The 23152-nt window shown below is 50.0% G+C and carries 19 protein-coding genes and 1 pseudogene; 12 read left to right on the top strand and 8 right to left on the bottom strand.

Going from position 1 to position 23152, the window contains the following annotated elements:
• The first annotated feature begins 193 nt into the window (after positions 1 to 193).
• A complete protein-coding gene (locus tag FD07_RS06880) occupies positions 194 to 1564 on the top strand; it encodes a hemolysin family protein (RefSeq protein WP_020089578.1) in 1371 nt (456 codons plus the stop codon).
• A gap of 74 nt (positions 1565 to 1638) precedes the next feature.
• Here the strand turns inward: FD07_RS06880 and FD07_RS06875 are convergent, their stop codons facing one another.
• Complete coding sequence (locus tag FD07_RS06875) at positions 1639 to 1848, bottom strand: hypothetical protein (protein ID WP_155823064.1); 210 nt, start codon at positions 1846 to 1848, stop codon at positions 1639 to 1641.
• A 102-nt stretch (positions 1849 to 1950) separates the two neighbouring features.
• Between FD07_RS06875 and FD07_RS06870 the strand changes: the two genes are divergently transcribed.
• Both FD07_RS06870 and FD07_RS06865 read left to right on the top strand, forming a co-directional pair.
• Entirely contained in the window at positions 1951 to 2874 is a 924-nt protein-coding gene (locus tag FD07_RS06870; protein ID WP_020089580.1) for an AEC family transporter, read from the top strand.
• 139 nt (positions 2875 to 3013) lie between these two features.
• Positions 3014 to 4348: an MATE family efflux transporter gene (locus FD07_RS06865; RefSeq protein WP_020089581.1), complete on the top strand. Its 1335-nt coding sequence runs from the start codon at positions 3014 to 3016 to the stop codon at positions 4346 to 4348.
• Positions 4349 to 4483: 135 nt separating this feature from the next.
• Here FD07_RS06865 and FD07_RS06860 read toward each other — a convergent pair whose 3' ends face one another.
• Positions 4484 to 5917, bottom strand: coding sequence for a DHA2 family efflux MFS transporter permease subunit (locus FD07_RS06860; RefSeq protein ID WP_027825975.1), 1434 nt, complete (start codon positions 5915 to 5917; stop codon positions 4484 to 4486).
• A 134-nt stretch (positions 5918 to 6051) separates the two neighbouring features.
• Positions 6052 to 7563, bottom strand: coding sequence for an ABC-F family ATP-binding cassette domain-containing protein (locus tag FD07_RS06855; RefSeq protein WP_020089583.1), 1512 nt, complete (start codon positions 7561 to 7563; stop codon positions 6052 to 6054).
• 370 nt (positions 7564 to 7933) lie between these two features.
• On the opposite strand from FD07_RS06855, the gene nrdI reads away from it, so the two are divergent.
• Together nrdI and FD07_RS06845 are read left to right on the top strand one after the other, a co-directional pair.
• Positions 7934 to 8407 (top strand): class Ib ribonucleoside-diphosphate reductase assembly flavoprotein NrdI, encoded by a 474-nt coding sequence (gene nrdI, locus FD07_RS06850; protein WP_020089584.1) that lies wholly within the window; start codon positions 7934 to 7936, stop codon positions 8405 to 8407.
• Complete coding sequence (locus FD07_RS06845) at positions 8400 to 9152, top strand: NADPH-dependent oxidoreductase (RefSeq protein ID WP_020089585.1); 753 nt, start codon at positions 8400 to 8402, stop codon at positions 9150 to 9152. Before nrdI ends, FD07_RS06845 begins: the two co-directional genes overlap by 8 nt.
• A gap of 48 nt (positions 9153 to 9200) precedes the next feature.
• Here FD07_RS06845 and FD07_RS06840 read toward each other — a convergent pair whose 3' ends face one another.
• Positions 9201 to 10400, bottom strand: a complete 1200-nt coding sequence (locus tag FD07_RS06840) for an AAA family ATPase (RefSeq protein WP_020089586.1) — start codon at positions 10398 to 10400, stop codon at positions 9201 to 9203.
• A 238-nt stretch (positions 10401 to 10638) separates the two neighbouring features.
• Entirely contained in the window at positions 10639 to 11802 is a 1164-nt protein-coding gene (locus tag FD07_RS06835; protein ID WP_020089587.1) for an MDR family MFS transporter, read from the bottom strand.
• 238 nt (positions 11803 to 12040) lie between these two features.
• Between FD07_RS06835 and FD07_RS06830 the strand changes: the two genes are divergently transcribed.
• The 3 genes from FD07_RS06830 to FD07_RS06820 are packed head-to-tail and all read left to right on the top strand — an operon-like array spanning position 12041 to position 13121.
• Entirely contained in the window at positions 12041 to 12268 is a 228-nt protein-coding gene (locus tag FD07_RS06830) for a heavy-metal-associated domain-containing protein (RefSeq protein WP_020089588.1), read from the top strand.
• Between the two features lie 29 nt (positions 12269 to 12297).
• Entirely contained in the window at positions 12298 to 12525 is a 228-nt protein-coding gene (locus FD07_RS06825; protein WP_020089589.1) for a heavy-metal-associated domain-containing protein, read from the top strand.
• Positions 12526 to 12557: 32 nt separating this feature from the next.
• The gene (locus FD07_RS06820) at positions 12558 to 13121 is read left to right on the top strand and encodes a Dps family protein (RefSeq protein ID WP_020089590.1); all 564 of its coding nucleotides are present in this window, start codon (positions 12558 to 12560) and stop codon (positions 13119 to 13121) included.
• A gap of 289 nt (positions 13122 to 13410) precedes the next feature.
• On the opposite strand, the gene FD07_RS06815 is transcribed toward FD07_RS06820, so the two are convergent.
• Positions 13411 to 14385 (bottom strand): LacI family DNA-binding transcriptional regulator, encoded by a 975-nt coding sequence (locus tag FD07_RS06815; protein WP_020089591.1) that lies wholly within the window; start codon positions 14383 to 14385, stop codon positions 13411 to 13413.
• A 185-nt stretch (positions 14386 to 14570) separates the two neighbouring features.
• Between FD07_RS06815 and FD07_RS06810 the strand changes: the two genes are divergently transcribed.
• From FD07_RS06810 to FD07_RS06800, 3 genes are all read left to right on the top strand, one after another.
• Positions 14571 to 15995, top strand: a complete 1425-nt coding sequence (locus FD07_RS06810; RefSeq protein ID WP_020089592.1) for an SLC45 family MFS transporter — start codon at positions 14571 to 14573, stop codon at positions 15993 to 15995.
• 30 nt (positions 15996 to 16025) lie between these two features.
• Positions 16026 to 18335 (top strand): glycoside hydrolase family 31 protein, encoded by a 2310-nt coding sequence (locus FD07_RS06805; RefSeq protein ID WP_020089593.1) that lies wholly within the window; start codon positions 16026 to 16028, stop codon positions 18333 to 18335.
• 384 nt (positions 18336 to 18719) lie between these two features.
• Complete coding sequence (locus FD07_RS06800) at positions 18720 to 20621, top strand: heavy metal translocating P-type ATPase (protein ID WP_020089594.1); 1902 nt, start codon at positions 18720 to 18722, stop codon at positions 20619 to 20621.
• 98 nt (positions 20622 to 20719) lie between these two features.
• Here the strand turns inward: FD07_RS06800 and FD07_RS06795 are convergent, their stop codons facing one another.
• Both FD07_RS06795 and FD07_RS06790 read right to left on the bottom strand, forming a co-directional pair.
• Positions 20720 to 21535, bottom strand: coding sequence for a hypothetical protein (locus FD07_RS06795; RefSeq protein WP_020089595.1), 816 nt, complete (start codon positions 21533 to 21535; stop codon positions 20720 to 20722).
• A 197-nt stretch (positions 21536 to 21732) separates the two neighbouring features.
• The gene (locus FD07_RS06790) at positions 21733 to 22578 is read right to left on the bottom strand and encodes an Ig-like domain-containing protein (RefSeq protein ID WP_020089596.1); all 846 of its coding nucleotides are present in this window, start codon (positions 22576 to 22578) and stop codon (positions 21733 to 21735) included.
• A 384-nt stretch (positions 22579 to 22962) separates the two neighbouring features.
• On the opposite strand from FD07_RS06790, the pseudogene FD07_RS12610 reads away from it, so the two are divergent.
• Positions 22963 to 23152: pseudogene (locus FD07_RS12610) on the top strand (RNA-guided endonuclease TnpB family protein); the annotation flags it as partial.

The raw sequence follows: 23152 nt of genomic DNA, 5'->3' as shown, positions 1-23152 counted from the left end.
ACTAGTTTCAGTCTAGTCCTTTTTGACGAAAACGTTAAGTATCTCATTTCTCAAAGTTAATCCAATTATTTTGTCTTGTTCGGTTGCCAGGCGAACGCTTTGAGAGTAGAATTTGGTTCAATCTACTCACTACAAAATGGCGTGCAGACGCGCTATAATAAAGAGATAGAATTAATGAAATGAGGAATGATGTGTGGATAGCGGTCAGATAGTTGTGAACCTAATTATTATTTTAATTACCTTCTTCTTTGCAGCTTTCTTTGTTGCTTGTGAATTTGCCTTAGTACAGACCCGGCCTAGTGCCTTGGAGGAAAAGATTGCCGAACGAGACAAGCCGTCGGTTAAGCTCAACCGGGCCATGAAAATGGTAACCAACTTAAATGAATATTTATCAACGACTCAAGTGGGGGTCTCACTTGCCGGAATCATCTTAGGGTGGATCGGTGAAACCTTCTTCGTTGACCTTTTGCTGGACGGCATGGCGCCAGCGCACCTCAACACGGCAACGACCCACACCATCAGTGTGATCGTCGGGGTGCTCCTGTTGACCTACTTAGAAGTGGTCTTCACGGAAATTGTCCCTAAAAACATCTCGATCGACATGCCCATGAAGGTCTTAATGTTGATTGTGACGCCGTTGCACTACTGCCACATTATGTTCTACCCGTTCGTCTGGTTACTCAACACCAGTGCGTCCGGTGTCGTTCGGTTAATGGGGCTGAAGGTCGCCAACGAGAGTGACGAAGTCTTCTCACAAGCTGAGATTTTAAACCTATCACGGAGTGCCGTAGAAGGTGGCCAACTGGAAAAGAACGACTTGGTCTACATGCAACGAGCCTTCGAGTTAAACGACAAGGTTGCCAAGGATATCATGATCGACCGGACGCAACTAGAAGTCATCGACATCACGTCGAGTGTCAAAGAGGCGTTGAACGTCTACCTGCAAGAACGGTTCAGCCGTCTACCAGTCGTTGCCGATGGCGATAAAGATAAGGTCCTCGGTTACGTCTACAACTACGACTTGATTCGTCAGCAACAGGTTGACTCCTCCGTGCGCGTGGATAAATTGATTCGTGATATTTCCACGACGCCCGAGACGACGCCCATCACCGAAGTCTTACAACAAATGATCCAGAAGCGGACACCAATCGTCGTCGTTGTTGACGAATACGGGGGCACCTCCGGGATCATTACCGATAAGGATATTTACGAAGAGTTGTTTGGGACCGTCCGTGATGAAATCGACGACGCCAACGACCAGTACATCTTCAAACAGCCTAATGGCACCTTCCAAGTTAACGGTAAGATGACGACCTACGACTTCGAGCGGTACTTCAATACCGATATTAAAGGCTTTGAAACCACCGAAACCGTCACGATGGCCGGGTTTATCATTGATAATTACCCGAACGTCAAGGTCAACGATGTCATTCACCTGAAGAACTTCGATTTGAAGGTTCTGGACTACGAAAATTCATTTATCAATTGGTTAGAAGTCACGGTCAATCCGCCACAGAAGCAGATTACCACGACCGAAGCTAGCGATGATGATAGCGACAAATAACAAGGATTCATCAAAAAACCGCCGCCCAATTGGGTGACGGTTTTTTGACGGTTTTAAATTGCCTCGTAATGGCTTCACTTACGCGTCAGCATTCCCGCTACCAGATAGCCAACACCCCCGACCAAGCAGGCCAGTGAGACCCACCAGAAGACACTCGTCAGGCTAACTGAGATCACATTGGGCAACATGAGACCAATGACAACGAGACCACTCCAGAAGCGCACAGAGCGGTAAAATTTGCGATTAAAGCGCATAGTCTGATCAGCCTCTCTTTCTTTTCCCATTGTAAGCCCCGTGACGACCAAAATCACGGCCAAGTTTGACAGTCACCATCAACTGTTCCCATAATAGAGCGTTGTGTTTTTCCAGAAAGGAAGTCCCGTGTCATGGACATGGCTCAATTAACCACGCAAATTCTCCTGATGTTCCTACTGATGGGCATCGGTCTATTGACTAACAAGCTCGGCTTCATGCACGGCCAGACGGCGACGGATCTGACCAATATTCTTCTGTATATCGTCTCCCCCTGCCTGATTGTGAACGCCTTCGAGCAGGACTTCTCGACGAGTCGGTTACAGAGCCTCGGCCTCGTTCTCTTAGGGATTCTGTTGACTTACGGCCTCATGGTGCTGATCACCAACATTGCCTTCAAACGCGTTGCGGACCGCAACCTGCAGCGGATCATGCGTTTTGGTGCAGTCTACTCCAACGCCGGCTTCATGGGGGTCCCCCTGGCCAGCGCGTTGTTCGGCAGTACCGGTGTCTTCTTTGCCGTTGCCTCCCTAGCTGCCTTCAATATTTTCTGCTGGACGCACGGTATCGCGCTATTTACACCACGGCAAAAAGGGACACCACTCAACTGGCGGCAAATTCTACTCAATCCCAATATTATCGCGATTGTCGTGGGTTTGGCCATCTTCATCAGTGGCTTTCACCTGCCAAGTCTGCTGAATCACGCGGTAACTGACGTGAGCTCCATCAACACACCCCTGTCGATGATCGTCATTGGAAATAGCCTGGCCGCAGTCAAATTCAATCGTACCTCTCTTAATCAACGTCTCTGGTGGCCGTTGCTCTGCCGGAACCTCCTGTTTCCAGTTATCGATATCGTTATCTTGCGGGCCTTTGGTATCAGCGGAATTCCCCTCTACACGACGGTACTGATGGCCGCCTGCCCTGTCGCTGGTAACGTTGTGTTGTTCACACTCAAAGCTCACGGGGACCCGAGTCCAGCTGTGACTTTGATGAGTATCTCCACCATCTTTAGTGTCGCCACAATTCCGGTGGTCTTTGCGCTATGTACCCTTTGATGCTTGTTGACTACTGCAATAGTGGTCGCAGCCTTTTTTCATGGGCACGTTTAAAAGTTCCTCGAATCGTGGTGACTTTTTTCGCCAGTGACTGATATACTAAATAGCATTGAAACCGCTATCAACCAGGAGGAACGCAATGGCACCCTTAAAATTAACCGAAGGCCGCCCCATCAAACAGATTATTCTGTTTTCACTACCCTTGATTGGCGGCTCCCTCTTTCAACAACTCTATAACTTTATTGATACGCTGATTGTTGGTCGCTTAATTGGTGTCGATGCCGTGGCTGCGATTGGAGCCTATTATCCTCTGAGCTTTCTGATTATGGGCTTCGTACAGGGAACCTGTATTGGCTACAGTATTCCCCTCTCTCACAGTGTGGGTGAGGAGAATCATGCCGCAATTCGGCAATACCTGACCAACGCCGTGTGGCTCTGCTTGGTGCTCGCCGTGATTCTGACACCACTGATGGTCGCCTTGACGCCAACCCTACTGACCGCCCTACATACGCCAAACCAGATTCTTCAGTTGACCATCATCTTCACGGCCATCTCGTTTCTGGGGATTCCGGCCAATATCCTCTTTAATTACTCGGCGGACGCCCTGCGATCCTTTGGTGACGCGGTCCATCCGCTCTACTTTCTGATTGTATCGCTGGTGGTCAACGTGATTCTGGACCTGGTATTTATCCTGGTCTTCCACTGGGGAATTGCTGGCGCCGCCATCGCCACCGTCATTAGTGAATTCATCGGTGGCCTACTCAACCTGACCGTCTTTCCAAAATTCAGCCTGGGCTTGACCCGCAAGGATTGGGCGGTAAACTGGGCCCGGATTAAGAAGATGAACCTGATTGGTCTACCAATGGGCTTTGAATATTCCGTCTCCGCCATTGGGGCCATCGTGATGCAGGATGCCATTAACCTTCTGGGAACCAGCATCATTGCGGCCCAATCCGCCGCAGAAAAAATTCGTCAGCTCTTTACGTTGCCGATGGAGAGCGTGGGGGCGGCCATGGCCACCTACCAAGCCCAGAACTTTGGCGCCAAGCAACGGGGCCGAATGAAGCGGGGCATCATCGACGGGGTCTGGATTCAAGTGATCTACTCCGCCGCGGCCTTTATCATTATTAACCTGGCCAAGACACCGCTAGTGACCGCCATCATTGGTCCTGGCCATCCAGACATTGTCCGAGAGGCCAACTACTACATTATCATCATCAGCTGTTACTTCCCGGTTCACGGGATTCTGATGATTTTCAGAAACACCTTACAGGGTTGGGGCCACAGCTTCTACGCCATCTTCTCTGGCATGGGCGAACTGATTGGACGGACCACCGCCGGTTGGCTCTCCATCGCCGGCTTGGGCTTCACCGCCATTGCCTACGCCAATCCACTAGCCTGGGGACTCGCGTTGGCTTACTGTATCTTTATGGTCATCCGAGTCTTTCGTCGGAAGAATTTCTTAGATGATTAGCTAATAAGTGCGAGACAGCGGAACCATTTGGTGGAACACGTTTCAACTATAGTGAATACTGGCAAAAAAATGGACCTGAGATGTAAAAATCTCAGGTCCATCTTCATTTACAGTTTAAATTTCACACGAAACAGCTTACCGATTAGCCTTAGGAATTCGCAGCGCTAACACGAACCCAACGATAGCCAACGCAAACGTGAAGAAGAAACCGTAGTGTGCCCCGTTGACGAAGGCTCCGGCGGCGTGGTTCGCGCCGTTAGCCATGTAGGCTGCTTGCCCAATGCCCAACAGGCTGGTGGCAACCGCCGTCGCAATCGCCCCCACAATCTGTTGTAAGGTATTCATGATGGCACTCCCATCGGCCGCAATTGGTCCGGTCAGGGAGTTCAAACCATACGTCTGTGATGGCGACATCGCTAGCGGTGCCCCAATCATCAAGATGATGTGGGCCATGATGACGTACCAGATGGCACTGTGTGTGCTAGTAAAGGCCAACATCAGTGCCCCAACCATCGAGATGATAAAACCGATACGAGCAGGCATTTGCGCACCCACGCGGTCATACATCCGACCAGCAACGGCTGAAATAACCGCGTTCATAATCCCACCGGGGAACATGATGATCCCAGTCAAGGCAACTGGAACTAACAGTCCCTTTTGAATATACATAGGCAACAGGTACATTGCGGATAAAATAATCCCGAAGTTGATCATAACCAAGCTAGCCCCGATTCGGAATCCAGGAATTCCAAAGGCCCGTAAGTTCAAGATTGGTTTGTCCATCGTCAATTGGCGATGCGTGTACCATGCTAAGACTGCTAATCCGACAACCAAGGAACCAATTACGGCAGCTGAGCCCCAGCCTCGGTCACTGGCCAAGCTGACTCCGAGCACTAAACTCCCGAAACCAACCGTCGACAGTAGAATTGATAAGAAATCAACCTTAGGCCGCGTCACTTCAGCAATATTTTTCAGTGATAATACCGCGAAGATAAAAGCAATGACCAAGAATGGCACGAACAGCCAGAAAATCCACCGCCAAGAAGCAACCCCTAGCACGATACCCGCTAAGGTAGGACCAACAGCTGGTGCGAACATGATGACCAGTCCGACCATCCCCATGGCAGCCCCCAGCTTGTATGGTGGGAAGATCTGCATGGCAACGGTAAACATCAGTGGTAAGATCAGTCCAGTCGCAATCCCCTGAATCATCCGACCAAACAGTAAAACACCAAAGCCCGGTGCAGATGCAGAGATAACCGCCCCAACGATAAAGTCAATCAAGGCAAACAGAATCACTTGACGCGTTGTAAACCATTTCGTAATAATACTGGATAATAGCAGGATAATCCCAACCACTAACATATAACCCGTGACCAACCACTGAATCGTGGCGGTCGTTACGCCTAATTGCGCCATCAATTGTGGCAATGCAATATTCAAGGACGTTTCGGAAAACATCCCGACAAAGCCCCCGATGAGCATCCCCATCATGGCTAGCATTGGGTGGGCAACTTGTACTCGCGCTTTTTTAGCCACGTTCTCTTGGCTACTTTGTACAGAATCCATTTTGTTTTCACACTCGCTTTCATTTTAAACACAATGGATTACTCTACCAGAAAAAAACAATCTTCGTAAGCACAAATTTTGAAAACATTAAAGGTAACCGGTTTCATCGCTAATTTCTTATTCGTTTATTAGTTTTACGACTTCAAGGCCGCAATTTGAGCTCGTATTTCTTTGAGCCGTTGGGTATCCAGCTCGGGAGCCATCATCAATTGATCGTATTCAAACTGTAGCCGTGGCAGGTCCGTTACTGGCGTCCCTTGCGCCGTTTGTTTCGGATCGATCAGCTTTTGATCAGTCAATTCTAGTACCCGCGTTGCTACCTTTTCTCGGAAGGTCTGGTCATGCGCCACGAACAGGACCGTTCCGGGATAACCGACTAAAAAATCTTCGAGTGCCTGCAGAGCTGGCAGATCCAGGTAGTTGGTAGGCTCATCCAGAATCAACAGATTGCTGGCGCTGACCAGAATCGTCAGCAGTTGGAGTTTGACCTGCTCACCACCACTGAGGTCGCCAATTAGTCGATCGTAAAAGTTAGCGGTCAGACCAAAGGCGCCCATCACCTGGCGCGTCCGATTCTCATCCAACGCTGTCGCTCGCCGCAAGACGTGCCACACCGTTTGGTCGGTCGGTAACTGCGTCATGTCCTGATGGAAATAGCCTACCCGCGCGCTGGGAGCCAATCGCGTCCCCGGCGTTTGATCTAAAATAGCCGTGATCAGCGTCGACTTGCCACTACCATTGGGTCCGGCCAAGGCAACTCGTTCACCCGGACGGATCCGCAACTTCACGTGGTGGAGCAGGTCATGTTTACCCCGCTTCAGGTGAAGATCCGCTACCGTAATGAGGTACTTCCCCGTGACGGGTGGTAGATCGGTAGCGACGATCTTCAATGGCGCCGACTCATGCGGCTTCACAGCCGTGGTCTGACGGTCCGCCCGTTCCCGTAAGGCCCGCGCACCACGCTCCATCTTACCGGCATTCTGTTCCCGTATCTTCTTAGAATTCGACCGTTCAGCGGCGCTCATGCTTCGACTCCCCTTACGAATCCGAGCAGCTTTTTCATGACGGGCCTGGACGGCTTGCTGCAATTCTTTTCTTTCGCGCTGTTCGTTCTGGTACCGATCCAGCGCGTTATGCCGTTGTTGCTCTCGCAGGGCAGTGAACTCAGCGAAGCCACCGCTGTACTGCGTATACGTCCGCTCCGTCAGCGACCAGATTTGCGTGGCGACCGTCGTCAATAAGTCACGGTCATGTGAGATCAGCAGCAATAACCCATTGAAATGCAGGAGCTGTTGCGCCAACCACCGTTGATGCTCGTCGTCAAGATTGGCGGAGGGTTCATCTAAAATCAAAATAGCTGGCCGTTGCGCTAGGGCGACTCGCACCCGGTCCAACATGCTCTGCCCACCGGAGCGCCCACGTGTGGGGGCAATCTGTGGAACCAGCGTGACATCATCAGTCACGGTTCGTTGGCCGTCAAAATCAGTATCGCTGCCGGCAATGATCCGTGCCAGCGTCGTCTTTCCCGTACCGTTGGCCCCCACAATACCGATTCGTTCACCGGTGTGAGCCGTCAGTTGCGCCACGCTAAACAGCGTTTCGCCAGCAATTGTTTTCGTGATATTTTTTAAAGTAATTTGTGTCAAAGAGTCGTCCCCCTTTTAAAAGCAGGGATCGATGGCTGGCAAATAAAAAAAGTGGCCGCATTTCCCGTTCGGAAATGGCACCCACTGATTGCGTTTGGCAATTCAGTCGGCGAAACCATCAATCCCAATTGCAGGCCCACTCCACCCCTCTAAACGGTGGTGAAGCTGACAAACATTTGAGAGTGATTAGTTACGCATCGGCTGAATACCTCGTTCTTTCTTAAAGTACGAATAGAATAGCATACCCTAACGGCTTTGACAAGCCGTCGCCATTTTTCTGCCCAAAATATGCGTTAAAACTTAAGAGCATTCCCAGTAAATTTCGAGTACACTAGGGATAAACGAACAGCCGAAATCGGAGGGAAACTTTATGCAACCATTACGTATTTTATTCATCTCTATTGAAGGCAACACCCGCAACTTCGTCACTAATTTAACGACCTATGCTGCCAAACAGCACGCGCAAGATCCCGAACTGCCTGAAATCACGGCGACCGAGATCAGTGAAACGAGTGACCTTGTGGCCGAAACCCAGCCCTACTTCTGTTTTGTCCCTACCTATCTCGACGGGGGCAACGGCATCGACAACGGTGTCAAAGAACTCATGACCAACGTCTTAGGCGAATATATCGGCTATGCCAACAACGCGCAACACTTAATCGGCGTTGTCGGTAGCGGCAACCGCAACTTTAACGAACAATATTGCCTCACCGCTAAACGCTACGCCAAGAAATTCGACGCACCCTTTATTGCAAACTACGAACTCCGTGGCGTCCCGCGCGACGAGACCCGCGTTTACGACGCCTTAGTTGCCCGAATGAAAGAAGTATCTAACCATGACTAACCCAACACTAACAACCCTATTGAATCATCGCAGTATCCGTAAATTCACCACAAAAAAATTAACCACGGCGGAAATTACAACCTTAGTCGATGCCGCCCAACACACGCCAACCAGTACCTTTTCTCAACAGTACAGTATTATCAGTGTCACCGACCCTCAAAAGTTGGCGGCCCTCGGCGACATTACGGGTCACCACTGGCTCGAAAAATCGGGTCATTTCTTCCTATTTCTCGCCGATCAATACCGCAACTCCCAACTGGTCACAGCTACACCGGCAACCATCGCCAACCTGCACAGTACTGACAAGTTTTTGGCAGGAATCTTCGATGCGAGCATCGCTGTCGAGGCCATGGTCGTTGCTGGTGAGAGTCTGGGTCTGGGCAGCACCATCATGGGAAGTATCTTGAATGATGTGCCCCGCCTGATCGACCTGTTTCATCTGCCAGAGTTGACCTTCCCCGTCTTTGGACTCGCCGTGGGTCACCCGGCGGAGACGCCAGAACGCAAGCCTCGCATGCCGCAAGAACTGATGCACTTCACCAATGACTATCAGCCCCTAACGGCCGACAATGCAACCTTGGCGGCTTACAACCGGGTCATCACGGATTACTACCAGGCACGGGGTAGTCACCAACGCACCGAAACTTTTACTCACCACATCGCGACCGAGCTTGCACGGGACCCACAACAACGCGCAAAGCTAAATCAAGCGCTAGAGTACCAGGGATTTTTACAACACCATTAGCTTTTCAGCAGGATGTCTTGCAGGTGCAGGACATCCTTTTTTGACCCGCTATAAGTTTGGGTCAAATGCCGCCATTAAGTCACCTGGATCGACCGTTGGCATTGCACCAAAACGACCACTAAGATAATCCTGCAGCCAGCCTTCTGCTGGGACATCAATAAAGTCAAAGAGGGACACTAACTGGCTCTCCCCTCGATAATCCTTCTCCGCCAAGTAAATCTGATCAACGCGTAGGTGTTGGCTCATTAACACGGGTTGATTCGTCGTCAGGATGACCTGGCTCGTATTTGCCACCGAGTTAAACAGGGCTAGGAGCGCCGCTAGGGCCGCCGGATGAATAGCATCCAGTCGGCTGTCGGTCAGAATTGTTTGCGGCTGCTCGGCATGCTGAGCAGTAATCAGCGCCAATCCCAACACGACCAACTGCTGCATCCCCATCGACGTACTGGTCAGTGGCAACTCCTCTCGACCAATGACGGCCCCTTCCTCGTCGTACTTCTCATAGACCAGGTACAAATCGGGACGGGTAAACGCGGACCCATCCAGAAATTGAACGGCCACCTTGCGCTGTGTGATCCCAGCTACTTCACTGCCTACGGCCCTCAGAAATTGGGCCATCTGACTGTGGACCCACTCGCTGTCTAACGCGTGGCCACTAGGATGTTCGCTTAAAATAATCAGGTCGTTATTGAACCACTCGAAGACGTCGATGGCCGATCGATAGTTCCAGTCCTGTAGCGCATAGAGCATCAGTGCATTGGGCCGGACTCGTTGGGTTACCGGCAACAAGCCCTCCGGCACCACGGTCATCATTTCCTTCTCTCGTGCAAATAACACCTCGTAGTCATCCCCGGTGGCGACGCTCAGCACCTCATTGACGATTTGCGTCGCCGTGTAGCTGAATGCATAGCGATATTGCTGGTCATCACGGGTAAAATTCACCATGAACGTGGTCCGTTTGCTCGCAGACTCCCGATCAAACTGGAAGGGCTCATAGGGCAGATTATCCGTAATCTGTTCCGTGGGCCCCACGACCATCTGCCGCATCCGTTCCAATCCAGCCAACACGGCACTCTTACCCGCACCATTAGCACCAAAGATGGCTGCACTCTTCAGAAGGCTTAATTCAGGTGTAATCGGCACTGTATTTTCATGGGCCCACTGCTGGACGCCACCCCCAGTCTCCATTGAAAGTGTGGCGGAATCCTTGAACGAACGAAAATTACCTAACGTGAAGTCGATTAACATGGCAAAGCCTCCCCTTTTCTTAGCATATTACGCCTGTTCACGTGATAAGCAATTACTTTCGGTCTGTTCGGCTAAATCCGCTATTACAGAGTTTATAAAAGCGTTGCCTATCCCACCATAGCAAGGCCAGTCACCATACCCATTTATTAGTTTATGAACTAATCTAGTTGGACGAAAAAAGGGCAACTTCACGAAGAAATTGCCCCTTAAAGTAACGAGTTAATTCATTATATTTGGCCTACTTTAGCCGTGCTTGGTTCAGCCGGTTGCGAACCATAACTGCCACTAGTGCCAACAGCATCAGCAACGTCACTGACCCGAACAAGTCGCGATAACTACCATACTCGATCAGGAGGCCCCCATACAACGGACCAATTGCGCGACCAAAGGAAATCGCCATGTTATAGATTCCCTGGAATTTCCCTTTATCGTTGTCGCCGGCCAGCTTATCGATCCAGGCTGGAATGCCCGGAAATCCTATCATTTCCCCAATAGTCAAAATCACCATCGTCAGGACAAACATTGCGTAGGTCCTGGCAAAGACTAGAATCAGGAAGGACAGGATAAAAATCAACGCCCCGACCGCAATCTGCGAACTCATCTTAAAGTAACCACCCAGGCGATTGGCAATGGGTTGGCCGAAGACGATCATCAAGCCATTCAGCGTCCACAGCAAACTATAGTGCTCGAACGAAATTCCCAGATTGGTCATGTGAACGGAAATCACACTTTCCCACAGTGTATAGCTCATGTACAGGCAGAACACCATGACCGCAATTAGCCAAATCAGATTCAACTGTGCCGGCTTGGCGGCCTTTTGTTGGTGATGCTGGGTCTTGGTGGTAATCTTCATCCGGAAGTCCGCCAAAATAATCAGCAGGAGCGCCGTGTAACAGATACTAGCGGCGATGAAGACCAGTTGGACACCGTGGTCCATCAGGTAGCCGACCATCAACGTGCCGACAACGACCCCTAGGTTCATCCCAATATATAAGTAATTAAATACTCGGCGACTACTGATGGTCGTGACGTTAGCCGCAAACGAGTTGACCACGGTCATCACGACCCCATCACCCAAGCCAATAAATAGGAGCATGATGCCAAAGATTGGCCAGCCATGGAAGAAGATCAAAATTAACATGGGAATAAAGGAGCACAGCGTTCCCAAAATTGCCGATTTGAATGGTGACCAGTTATCGAAGAGCCAGCCACCCAACCAATTTCCTAAAATCATACACAACGACATCCCCAACAGGGCAATGCCGGCCAACGTCAGCGTCTGATGTAACTCATTGTGCATATAGACCGTTGTTAACGGCCACATACACGCTGCCGCTGCATTAAGCAGGAGCGTTGCCGAAAGAATCCCGACCAGACTGACTTCCTTGTTGCTTTTCCACATTTAAGATACCTCACTTGTTTGAATTCCGCTCTCCATTGTCGCATATTTTTTAAGGAAAGAAAACAACAACGCTCATCGGGCCTATTAAAGCAAGTTTTTAAATTCAATTTTATTCATTTTATGTATACTGCAAAAAAAGATTAGTCAACTTGATTTGAGTCAAGTTTTTCCCGAGCACCTGCCCGTATACTAGGTTATGTAATCAAGACAAACGAAATAGCCGAAGGAGGTTTTCACGATGCGTAAGGTAACAATGAAATTAGACGACTTGACCTGCCCGTCTTGCATGACCAAGATTGAAGGCGCGCTGGGCAAGAAGAATGGCGTGGAAAACGTCAAGGTCCTCTTCAATGCCAGCAAGGTTAAAGCCGAATTCGATGACGCAACCGTCTCCGCTGAGGATCTCGCAACCGTCGTCACCGACTTAGGCTATGCCGTTCAAAGCAGTAAAGTTAAGCAACTTTAGTTAAAACACAATACAGGAGGTTTTTGATTATGAGTAAAGTAACGATGAAGTTAGATGCACTGACCTGCCCATCTTGCATGACCAAGATCGAAGGCGCGTTGAGCAAGAAGGATGGCGTGGAAAACGTCAAAGTCCTCTTCAATGCCAGCAAGATCAAGGCCGAATTCGACGACAGTCAAGTAACCGCCGAAAGCCTAGCAGACACGGTAACCGATCTCGGTTACGTCGTTCAGAGTTCTAAAGTAAAGGCTCTCTAATCCCCCACCCACATTTGAAAGGAAGTTTACCTATGACAAACACCACAATGACCGTTGAAGACCGCTACGCTGCCGAACAAGCCCAAACGGAACACGACCACCACGTCCCAACCGCAGGCGCTATGACGAACCATATCCTGTCAAACCTGCACATCTCCATCGTTAAATTCCATCAAGTTCGCTGGTCCGTCAAAGGTCCACTGGCATTGAGCGTCCGCACCCTGCTCAGTGACTACATCGACACCTACCGCAAGCAATTCGACGCTCTGGGTGAACTGCTCCTGGATGAGGGCGAAATCGTCTCGACCACGACCAAGGAATTCCATGACTACAACATGCTCCAAGAAAGTGGCGCCAAGAAGTACCTGACCGCCGAAGAACAAGTCAACGAGCTGGTTCACGACGCAGATACCCACAACCTCTTCATCGACCGGGCCATCAAGCTTGCCGAAAAGGAAGAACGCCCCGCACTGGCCAGCTTCCTGACCACGTTACGCGGCACTAATAATCACATCATCCGTGAGCTTCAGGCCGTACTGGGCAACGATGCCCGCGATGGTCTGGACGAAGAAGACGATGATGACGACGAAGACTAATCGGGATTAATGCTGACGTCTGCGGTTACCAGGGATTGTGCCGGCTAAACTAGCCGCTAAACCCATGTACTAGCTCAGTCACCAGCACGTGTCATTTTTCCAGTCAACTCTGTAATACGAAAGCCGTGAAGCCACACTGCGAGGTGACTTCACGGCTTTTAATTTATATAAAACCAATCATCATTGACCCAACCGTCTCAATTCCACAGAAAAACTGCTAGCTAGTGCCGTTCAACGATAGCGCTAACTAGCAGTTTTTGTGCATAAACATTTTTTCTGGAAATTAACCCTATTTCTGAACGGCTACGCTCGCCCGCTCCGTAATCACGACCGGGATAAAATCTTCCGCCGGCTGTCCCATAACTTTATTGACACTCTGACTACCGATGCGGTAGAAATCCTGCGTCACACTGGTCAGCGCTGGCGTCGTAATCTGACAGATAATCGTGCCATCAATGCTCATGATGGAGAGGTCTCGGGGAATCGTCAGCCCCTGCTGCTGGGCCGCTGTCAGGAGGCCGGCCGCCACCATATCACTGGCCGCGATTACCGCCGTTACACCCTGGTCGTGGACCTGCTGGAGAAGTTTCACGCCGGACTCATAGCTGTAATCGCCAGAGAGAATGTCCGCGGCTGTCAGTTGATTGGCCGCCATGGCATCACGGTAACCGGCTTGGCGCTGACTTCCGGTATGGTAGCCATCGATCCCGACCAGACTGATCCGCGTGTGGCCCCGGTCAATCAGATACTGCGTGGCCTGATAGGCGAGGTCCCGGTTGTCCGAACTGACGGCGAGAATATCCCGGGTCCCCAAGTAGAGTGAGACAAAACAATAGGGAATCCGTGACGCCTTCAACAACGCTAGATCCTGCTCATCGGGCTCGATTGCCGCCAACAAGATCCCCGTCACGGACCGCTCCAATGCAGTGATGATGGCCTTATGTTGGAGCCCATTGTCCCGATTTCCCGCGTAGAGGATAATAACGCCCTGCCCCAATTCACTGGCGCGCTGCTGAATACCATCGATAATCTGCGTGGAAAAGTTGGTTGGCGTGGCATTAATGATCAAGGCAATCACGTCAGAGCGCTTCTTAACCAGGTCCACGGCCACCGAGTTCTTGCGGTAGCCGAGTTCCTTAGCAACTTTTAAAATTTTAATTTGCGTTTTTTCGCTATACGAGCCGGTCTTATTCCCCAGAACCCGCGAGACAGTGGCAATCGAGAATCCTGACTTCGCTGCAATATCTTTAATCGTTGGCTTCATAACGACCTCCACCTGACTTTCGTTTACAATACTCCCTAATTATAGTCTTAATCGTCCCATTTTCACAGCGGATTACGTAAACGTTTACCTTACTGTAGAATAGCCGTTGTAAACGTTTACGTAAAGTGATAGGATATAGGCGTTGAAAGGTAATTGTTTTAAATTAATCAAGGGGATGTCACACCATGAATCAACCAACAGCACACGCAGCTGGAGCCGCTAAACCGACTGGAACTGCCGCCAAGAAACCAGCACGGATCTCAAATTCCCTGCCAAATTTACCATTGAAGACATTATTCGCGATTACATTTGGATTCTGTGGGGTCAACATGGCCTTCTCACTACAGTCATCACAAATGAGCCGGATCTTCCAAACGATTGGTGCCGACCCGACCAACCTGGGACTCTTCTTCATTCTGCCCCCGCTTGCCGGATTGATTGTCCAGCCACTGGTCGGGAAGTATTCCGACCGGACCTGGTCACCACGCTTTGGCCGGCGGATGCCGTACCTGTTGTTCAGTGCCCCTATCGCCGCACTGGTTATGATTCTGTTACCTAATGCCGGGTCATTTGGCTTCGGTTACGCCTCACTTGCCGCCTTACTATTCGGGGCCATTGCCATTTTGCTGATGGACCTCTCCAGCAACGTCTGCATGCAACCCTTCCGGATGATCATCGGTGACATGGTCAACGAAAATCAAAAGGATAAAGCTTGGTCTTGGCAACAAGCCTTCAGTAACTTAGGTGGGGTGCTCGCCACTTTACTCCCCTTCGTGCTGACCTACTTCGGGGTCGCCAACACCGCTAAGAAGGGCGTTGTGCCCCTCTCCGTCCGCTTAGCCTTCTACATTGGAGCCGCCATTCTGTTAGGCATTTCCGCTTACACCATCCACTCCGTTAAGGAATACGATCCAGAAACTTACGCTGACTATCACCAGATCGATCCGCAAGCCCACAAGAATCACAAGTCCATCTGGCAACTGATCAAGGAAGCACCTAAGGCCTTGTGGGAAGTCGCCATCGTGCAAATGTTCGCTTGGATCGGGATTCAATACATGTGGACCTACACGACCGGGGCCATTGCCCAAAACGTTTGGAACACGACCAATGCCACGTCTGCCGGCTATCAAGCCGCTGGGAACTGGTACGGGATTCTGACCTTTATTCAGTCCATGGCTGCCGTACTCTATGGCTTTCTGATTCTGTCACACACTAACCCCTTCAAGCGGAAATTCTGGTACCGCTTCGGGATTACCTGCTTCGCTATCGGCTTGATCTGGGTCTTCTTCATCCACAACCAGTACCTGCTGATCTTACCATTCTGTTTAATCGGGATTGGCTTCTTCACGGTCCACGTTGAACCCTTCAACATTTTCACGTCATCATTGAATGGATCCAACGAAGGTTCTTACATCGGAATCTTTAACGGGACAATCTGTTTACCACAGATCATCGCCTCCGTTGCCAGCTTCCTGGTCTTCCGTCTGGTCGGCAAGTCCATGCCTGGTATGATGCTGGTCGCTGGGATTTCCATGCTGATCGCGGTCTTAGCCATCAGCGTGCTCAAGCAAGATAAGCCACAGAAAGATTTATCTGAAGATGTACAATAGTTTTAACTTCTGATTGAGGAGAGAATTCGTATGACAACTTTACCAAAATACACGCAAACTAAACAAACGGTGACACTGGATTATCCGCAGCATCCCCTGCAGCTTACCGTTGTGACCCCCGCTATCATCCGGGTCTTTGAAAATCGCGGCGACAACGGCCAATCCTACGCCATCGAAGGCAACAAGGAACAACCGACCAACTACACCCTTACCGACGCCGGCGATCACTATGAATTAAAGACCAGCGCTCTGACACTGAAATTAGATGCTGACCGCCACGTGGACGCTTACGACGCCAACGGCAACGCCCTCGTCACCGACTACCGCGGCGAACGGCAGCTCCTCGACAAGGGGATCGACAAGGTTCACCAACGGCTGGTTGAAGCCGAAGGTCACAGTGTCACGAAGTCAACGGTCAAGTCCGATACGGGCTACTACGAAGTCGTCAAGGCCCTCGCTCCTGACGAACACCTCTATGGTCTGGGTGACAAGACCGGCTACCTCGACAAGCGGGGCTTCGAATACGACAACTGGAACGTGGATAACCCCGCTCCCCAACTCGAAAACTTTCCGAACCTCTACAAGTCGATTCCCGTTATGCTGGGCTTGAAGAACGGTCATCCCTATGGTCTATTCTTCGACAACACTTACAAGAGTCACTTCGACATGGGTAAGGAAGACACCCACTACTACTTCTACTCTGCCGTTCAAGGCAATCTAGACTACTACATCATTGGCGGCCAAACATTGAAGGACGTTGTGACCAACTACACCTACCTCACCGGTCGCGTGCCATTGCCACAGAAGTGGACGCTGGGTTATCAACAATCGCGTTGGGGCTACAGCGCCAGCCAGGCGGAAGTCCAAACGATTGTAGACGGCCTGAAGAAGTACGATCTCCCCTGCGATGCGATTCACTTTGACGTCGACTACATGGAAGGCTACCGAGTTTTCACCTGGGACAAGGATAAATTCGAGGGTGACCCCAAGGCCTTCGTGGCCAAACTCAAGCAAAACGGGATCAAAGTTATTCCAATTATCGATCCCGGCGTTAAACAGGACCCGAACTATCACACCTACGCGGAAGGCCTCAAACAGGATTACTTCGTCAAGACACCGGATAACAAGGTCTACATCAACAAAGTTTGGCCCGGCGACTCCGCCTTCCCCGACTTTGGTCGGCCAGCGGTTCGCAAGTGGTGGGCAAACAACAATAAATTCCTAACGGACAACGGTGTTGGTGGGGTCTGGATCGACATGAACGAACCCGCAACGTTTGAGGGCAACATCCCGGACGATGTGGTCTTCAGCGACCAGGACACGCCATCAACTCACGCCAAGATGCACAACGTTTACGGTCACAACATGGCCAAGGCCACCTATGAAGGCCTGAAGAGTCAACAGGGACGGCGGCCATACGTCATCACCCGGGCGGCCTACGCTGGGACTCAGAAGTACTCGACCGTTTGGACCGGGGATAACCGGAGTATCTGGCCACACATTCAAATGATGATCCCTCAGCTCTGCAACTTAGGACTGAGTGGCTTCAGCTTTGTCGGCACCGACATCGGGGGCTTTGCTTCCGATACTAACGCTGAACTGCTGACCCGGTGGATCGAAGCCGCTATCTTCAGTCCCCTACTGCGGAACCACGCGGCGATGGGCACCCGGCGGCAGGAACCATGGGCCTTCGGTGAACCGACGCTGTCGATCTACCGCAAGTACTTGAAGCTCCGCTACCGCTTCATCCCCTACCTGTACGATCTATTTGCGCAGGAAAGTCAGACTGGGCTTCCCGTCATGCGGCCACTGGTTCTGAACTACGAGGATGACCCACGGACTCGCGACTTAAACGATGAATACATGGTTGGTGACGATGTGTTAGTCGCGCCAGTCGTTCAGAAGTCTCAAACTAAACGGCTCGTCTACCTGCCAGCTGGTAAGTGGATTGACTTCTGGAACAACCGTGAATACACGGGTAACCAGGACATTGTCGCCGATGCACCACTGGCTAAGCTGCCTCTATTTATCAAGAAAGACACCCTCTTACCATGGGGCGCACCAGTCAGCCATATCAGCGAGGAGCCCGATACGACCATGACCTTCAAGCTCTTCGGCAATGCCGGCACCTACACCCATTACCAAGATGACGGTCTCGACTTCAATTATCAAAACGGCGAATTCAACCGCTACGAAATCACCGTCAAGGATGGCCAGGTGGCCGTTGACCTGTTGCACCACGGTTACGATCCCGCCTACCAGACGATTACGGTCGATCTGCCAGACAGCAGCGTAACGTTGACCTACGACCGCGCCAGCGATGGTTACCGGTTGAAATAATTCCCTTAAATGAGTGATTACCCGTCGCCTGCGGTTCACGATAGTTACTAATTCAAGAATTATTGAAACCCGTGACATTCAATTCTATCAATCACAAAAATCCATCTACAATGTCAAAACGACACTGCAGGTGGATTTTCATATCTTACAAGCTTTACCGATTGATAGACGACAAGCTTCATCGCTCAGTACCACAACCAACAACCAAAGCAATTAGTGACAGAGCCTCCAGTAATCGCAGACAATAATTCTCACTTTATTTAAAATAAATCAGCCAACTTGATTCGCATCAAGTTAATGTCCGCCATTCCCAGGCATAATGAGTACATAAACAAGGAACGTAAAAACCTTAAATAACTTAGACAAAGAAAGGATCGTTATCTTATGGCATTCCAACGTTATATTTATTCTCACACTAATCCTATTACCTTCTGGTCCGCCGGCTTGATTATCGTCGGCTTCCTCAACGCCTGGTTCACCAAGGTGCCCTACGTCACCGACACCGCCTGGATCATCGCTTCCGTTATCGCCGCAGCTCCCATCGTTCTGCGGGCCATCAGTGCTTTGAAGGCCAAAGTCTTCAGTATTGAATTACTGGTCGGTATCGCCGTTATCGGGGCGTTTGCCATCGGTGAATTTGAAGAATCAGCCATTGTAACATTCCTATTTCTCTTCGGTTCCTACTTGGAACAAAAGACGTTGGCCAAGACGCGGGGCGCGATTCAATCCCTGACCGAAATGGCCCCAACCACGGCACTACTGGTCGGTGACGATGGTGAGACTGAAGAAGTCGATGTCGATGACCTTGAGGAAGGCAACATTGTCCTCGTCAAAGCCGGTGGCCAAGTCCCCGTCGATGGCAAAGTCGTCAGCGGTACTGGCTACGTCAACGAATCCTCCATTACTGGTGAATCCCGGCCCGTCAACAAGGCTGATGGCGATGGTGTTTACTCCGGTGCCATGGTCGAAAGTGGTACCCTGCAGATTGAAGCCACCCAAGTTGGTGATGAAACGACCTTCTCCAAGATTATTGAATTGGTCGAAGAAGCCCAAGACACCAAGTCTCCCGCTGAAAAGTTTATCGACAAATTTGCCCAATACTATACGCCAGCCGTTCTGGTCATTGCCATTCTGGTCTTCGTCTTCTCACAAGATCTCCGGTTGGCCATCACGGTCCTCGTCCTTGGTTGCCCTGGGGCCCTGGTTATCGGTGCGCCAGTCTCCAACGTGGCTGGGATCGGTAACGGTGCTAAGAACGGCATTCTTATCAAGGGTGGCGATGTGGTTGAAAGTCTCGCCAAAGTCGACACGATTGTCTTTGATAAAACCGGGACGTTAACGACGGGTAAAATGGACGTCGCTAGCATGAAACAATACACAGGCGATTCCGATTTATTAGGTGCCATCGCTCAGGTCGAACAAACCTCCGATCACCCGTTAGCAACAGCCATTACGAGTCATCTCGCTGCCCACATGCCAGCGGATGCGGCCACCATGACTACCGAAACCATCAAGGGTCGCGGCATGATCGGTCAATGGCACGATGAACCCCTCTACGTCGGTAATGCTGCCCTGTTGAAAGACAACGGCATTACGTTAACCGATACGCAATTAACTGATTTACACGAGATGCAAGACGATGGCCAATCCACGGTATTGGTCGGTTACCAAGGTCAATTAGCTTTCATCCTCGGTGTTGCTGACACAGTGCGGACAGAAGTTCCCGCCGCACTCGCTGCGCTGAAACGCCAAGGTATCAAGCACCTGGTTATGTTGACGGGTGACAACCAAGCCACCGCCCAAGCCGTTGCCGAATCCTTAGGCATCGACGAGGTCCACGCCGACCTGTTACCAGCCGACAAGGTTACCTTCGTCAAGAAGTTCCAAGACATGGGTCGCAACGTGGCCTTCGTTGGGGACGGTATCAACGACAGTCCTTCCTTAGCCACCGCTAGCGTCGGTATTGCCATGGGTGGTGGGACCGATGTCGCCATTGAAACGGCGGATGTTGTCCTGATGCAATCCAGCTTCAACGCCCTGAATCACGCGGTTGGCTTGGCCAAGAAGACCTCTGCCAACACCAAGGAAAACATCACGATTGCCATCGCTACGGTCTTGTTCTTACTGATTGGCCTGGTCTACGGTTACATCTACATGGCCAGTGGGATGTTCGTCCACGAAGCCTCAATCCTCGTCGTTATCTTCAACGCGATGCGCTTGATTGGCTACCATCCCCACGTCAACAAGCCCACGAAACAACCCGTTCAGCAGTTAGCCACGAACTAACACAGTCGAATAGACGCGACAAAAAACCGATTACCCAGAAATTTAGGGTGATCGGTTTTTTAAAATACAAATTTTAATGTTCCTGGAAGCAGTTACGCTTAACCAAAGTCATTAATGATGCCAGAGAAGTAAGACTTGCCATTGACCGTGTAGTTATTCCACGTGCCACCATAATAGTCATCTTCGAAGGATTTACTCCCTTTGGTCTTAAGGTCGGTAATCTTCATCTGGTAAGTGTGCGCACTAATCTTCTTGCCGGGTAAGCCTTTGATGTACTTGTTATATTGTACCGTCGTCGTGTTTCCCTTGACCGTAGTCTTAGTCATCTTGGCAGAGGCGGTCGGCTTGTAAACTTCCATACTATTGCCATAGTTGACTGACATGACGCCACCATTATCATATTTATTCATCGCGGTCTGATTGTAATACTGAATGTAATTGTCAAGTGTCAGGTAAAACATTGGCAAGGCAAATCCATTCTTCTTGGTATCCTTGAACCCATTTCCTTGGCGTAGAATCGTTCCGCGGATTGGGGCCTTGAGACTGACCTTCTTAAAGTTTCGTTTCGTTAACGGCACCGAATCCGTCATATTAAAGGCTAAATTTTTGAGCCGATTATAGTGTACCGCCCCGGAAGTGAAGGACGCCTTAACCACTGGGCTTCCAAACTTCTGCGTTGAACTGGTCACGAAGAGCAAGGACCCTTTCTTCTTTAGCAATGGTTTGTATGTATGCCCGTGTCGTTGCGAAATACCCACGTACACGTTGCGCTTGGCCCGAACGTAACTCCCATACTGGGCCGTCAAATACTTGCTTGAGGCCTGCGCCGTTGCTGGTGCTGTGAGCATCCCCATCCCCACAATCGCACCGGCCAACAGTAAGCCAGTCAGCAGTGTTCCTTTAAAGTTCAACAATCTAATTACCCCCTAGATATATGTGATACATAACTATTATACAGCGGAATTAAGGCCATAATCACAACTGACTGCGTATTTTTCTGGGTGGGAATTCTCGCTAATCTTCCACGCGTACTTACAAATACCGAACAAAAACCATCATTTCGCAAATTTACGAAATGACGGTTTTAACTAACTATTTTATAGAAACAAGCTTACTTCGTGAAAGTCCACTTTGCAGCTGGTGCAACGCCGGCCTTAACGGCAACGACTTGGTCCTTGCTGTTAACGATCTTGAACTTCTTAGCAGAAGTGAAGCGTAAGTAAAAGGTCTTAGACGTCTTAGAACCCTTAGGCGTGTAATTAATCTTCCAGAACGTAGGGGTCTTAGCCTTAACACTGTACTTAGCGTAAGAAACTAAAGTCTTAACCTTCTTACCGTTCTTGTAAAGGTATTGGTTGAAACCAGTCTTTTGGCTGAAGACGATCTTTTGAGAATACTTCTTAGCCGTGTTAGACTTCCAGGTACCAGTAGGCGTCTTAACCGTGAAGCTAGCAGCCTTCTTGGTTGAAGTCGTCTTCTTGGCAGTGGCCTTCTTCGTAACTTTTTTAGTTGTCTTCTTCGTTGCTACCTTTTTGGCAGTCGTCTTCTTAGAGGTTACCTTCTTAGTCGTTGCTTTCTTAGTAGCAGCGGCTTGAACCCGGATGATCCGGTAGAAAGACGTCTTCGTCTTCGGATTAGTAGCGTAAACGTAGACGTTAGCGTTCTTCTTTAACTTCTTGGCTAACTTAACCGTGTACTTACCCGTCTTCTTAGAAGCCGTTGCACTACCCAAGTCTTTCTTGGCATTCTTCGTGCTCTTGACCGTAATCTTAGAGCCCTTCGTAGCCGTCCCCGTGATTGACTTAGAATTGTTGTGAATTGCCTTAACGCTCAAGCTAGGCCCAACGTGCGTAGCGGCATGTGCGGTCGTCGTGGCAGTACCCGTCACAGCTGGTACTGTGGCACCAATTGTAAATAAAGTAACCAAACCAGTCATCGCAACCATAAATTTCTTCATTGTTTTCCTGACCCCTTATATTGAGTTTGACCGACAAATTTTGCCGACAAAGTATTTTTCTAACCGCCTAGTAGTATAACAGATTTTTTGCAAATTAGTGACAAATTTATAATCAGGTTGCGCCTTCTTTAACAACACTTAAAACAAATTAATCCGTTATCCATTCTTTACCCGCACGTTAGGCGTCAGTTCCCGCGATAGCAACCTTAGGCGTAGATTGGTCCGTTGACGTGGCATCGCTTTCAAATTATTAAAAACTAAGCAGAAAACCTGCGATTTTGATCGCGGGATGAATGCCAGAATTTAATATTTTTTCGAAACATATGTTCCCCTGAAAGAGACTAAACATGGTATACTTAACCCAATCTACAGGGGAGGCATCCATTGGTTAAATTAGGGCGAACAATCAAGCTGAGACTCTACCCGGACACTAATCAGGCAGACCAATTTCTAGCGATGAGCCAGGAGTATCAACGATTAGCTAATATTGTCAGTCAATGGATCTTTGACAATGGGTTCCAGCTAAGCTGGTTAAAAATCAACCAGCAGCTGTACAAAATATTTAGACAAGAAT

The organism is Levilactobacillus parabrevis ATCC 53295 (genome assembly GCF_001434055.1).
GTDB classification, from domain to species: Bacteria; Bacillota; Bacilli; order Lactobacillales; family Lactobacillaceae; genus Levilactobacillus; species Levilactobacillus parabrevis.
This window is presented reverse-complemented; position numbering and strand designations above follow the sequence as displayed.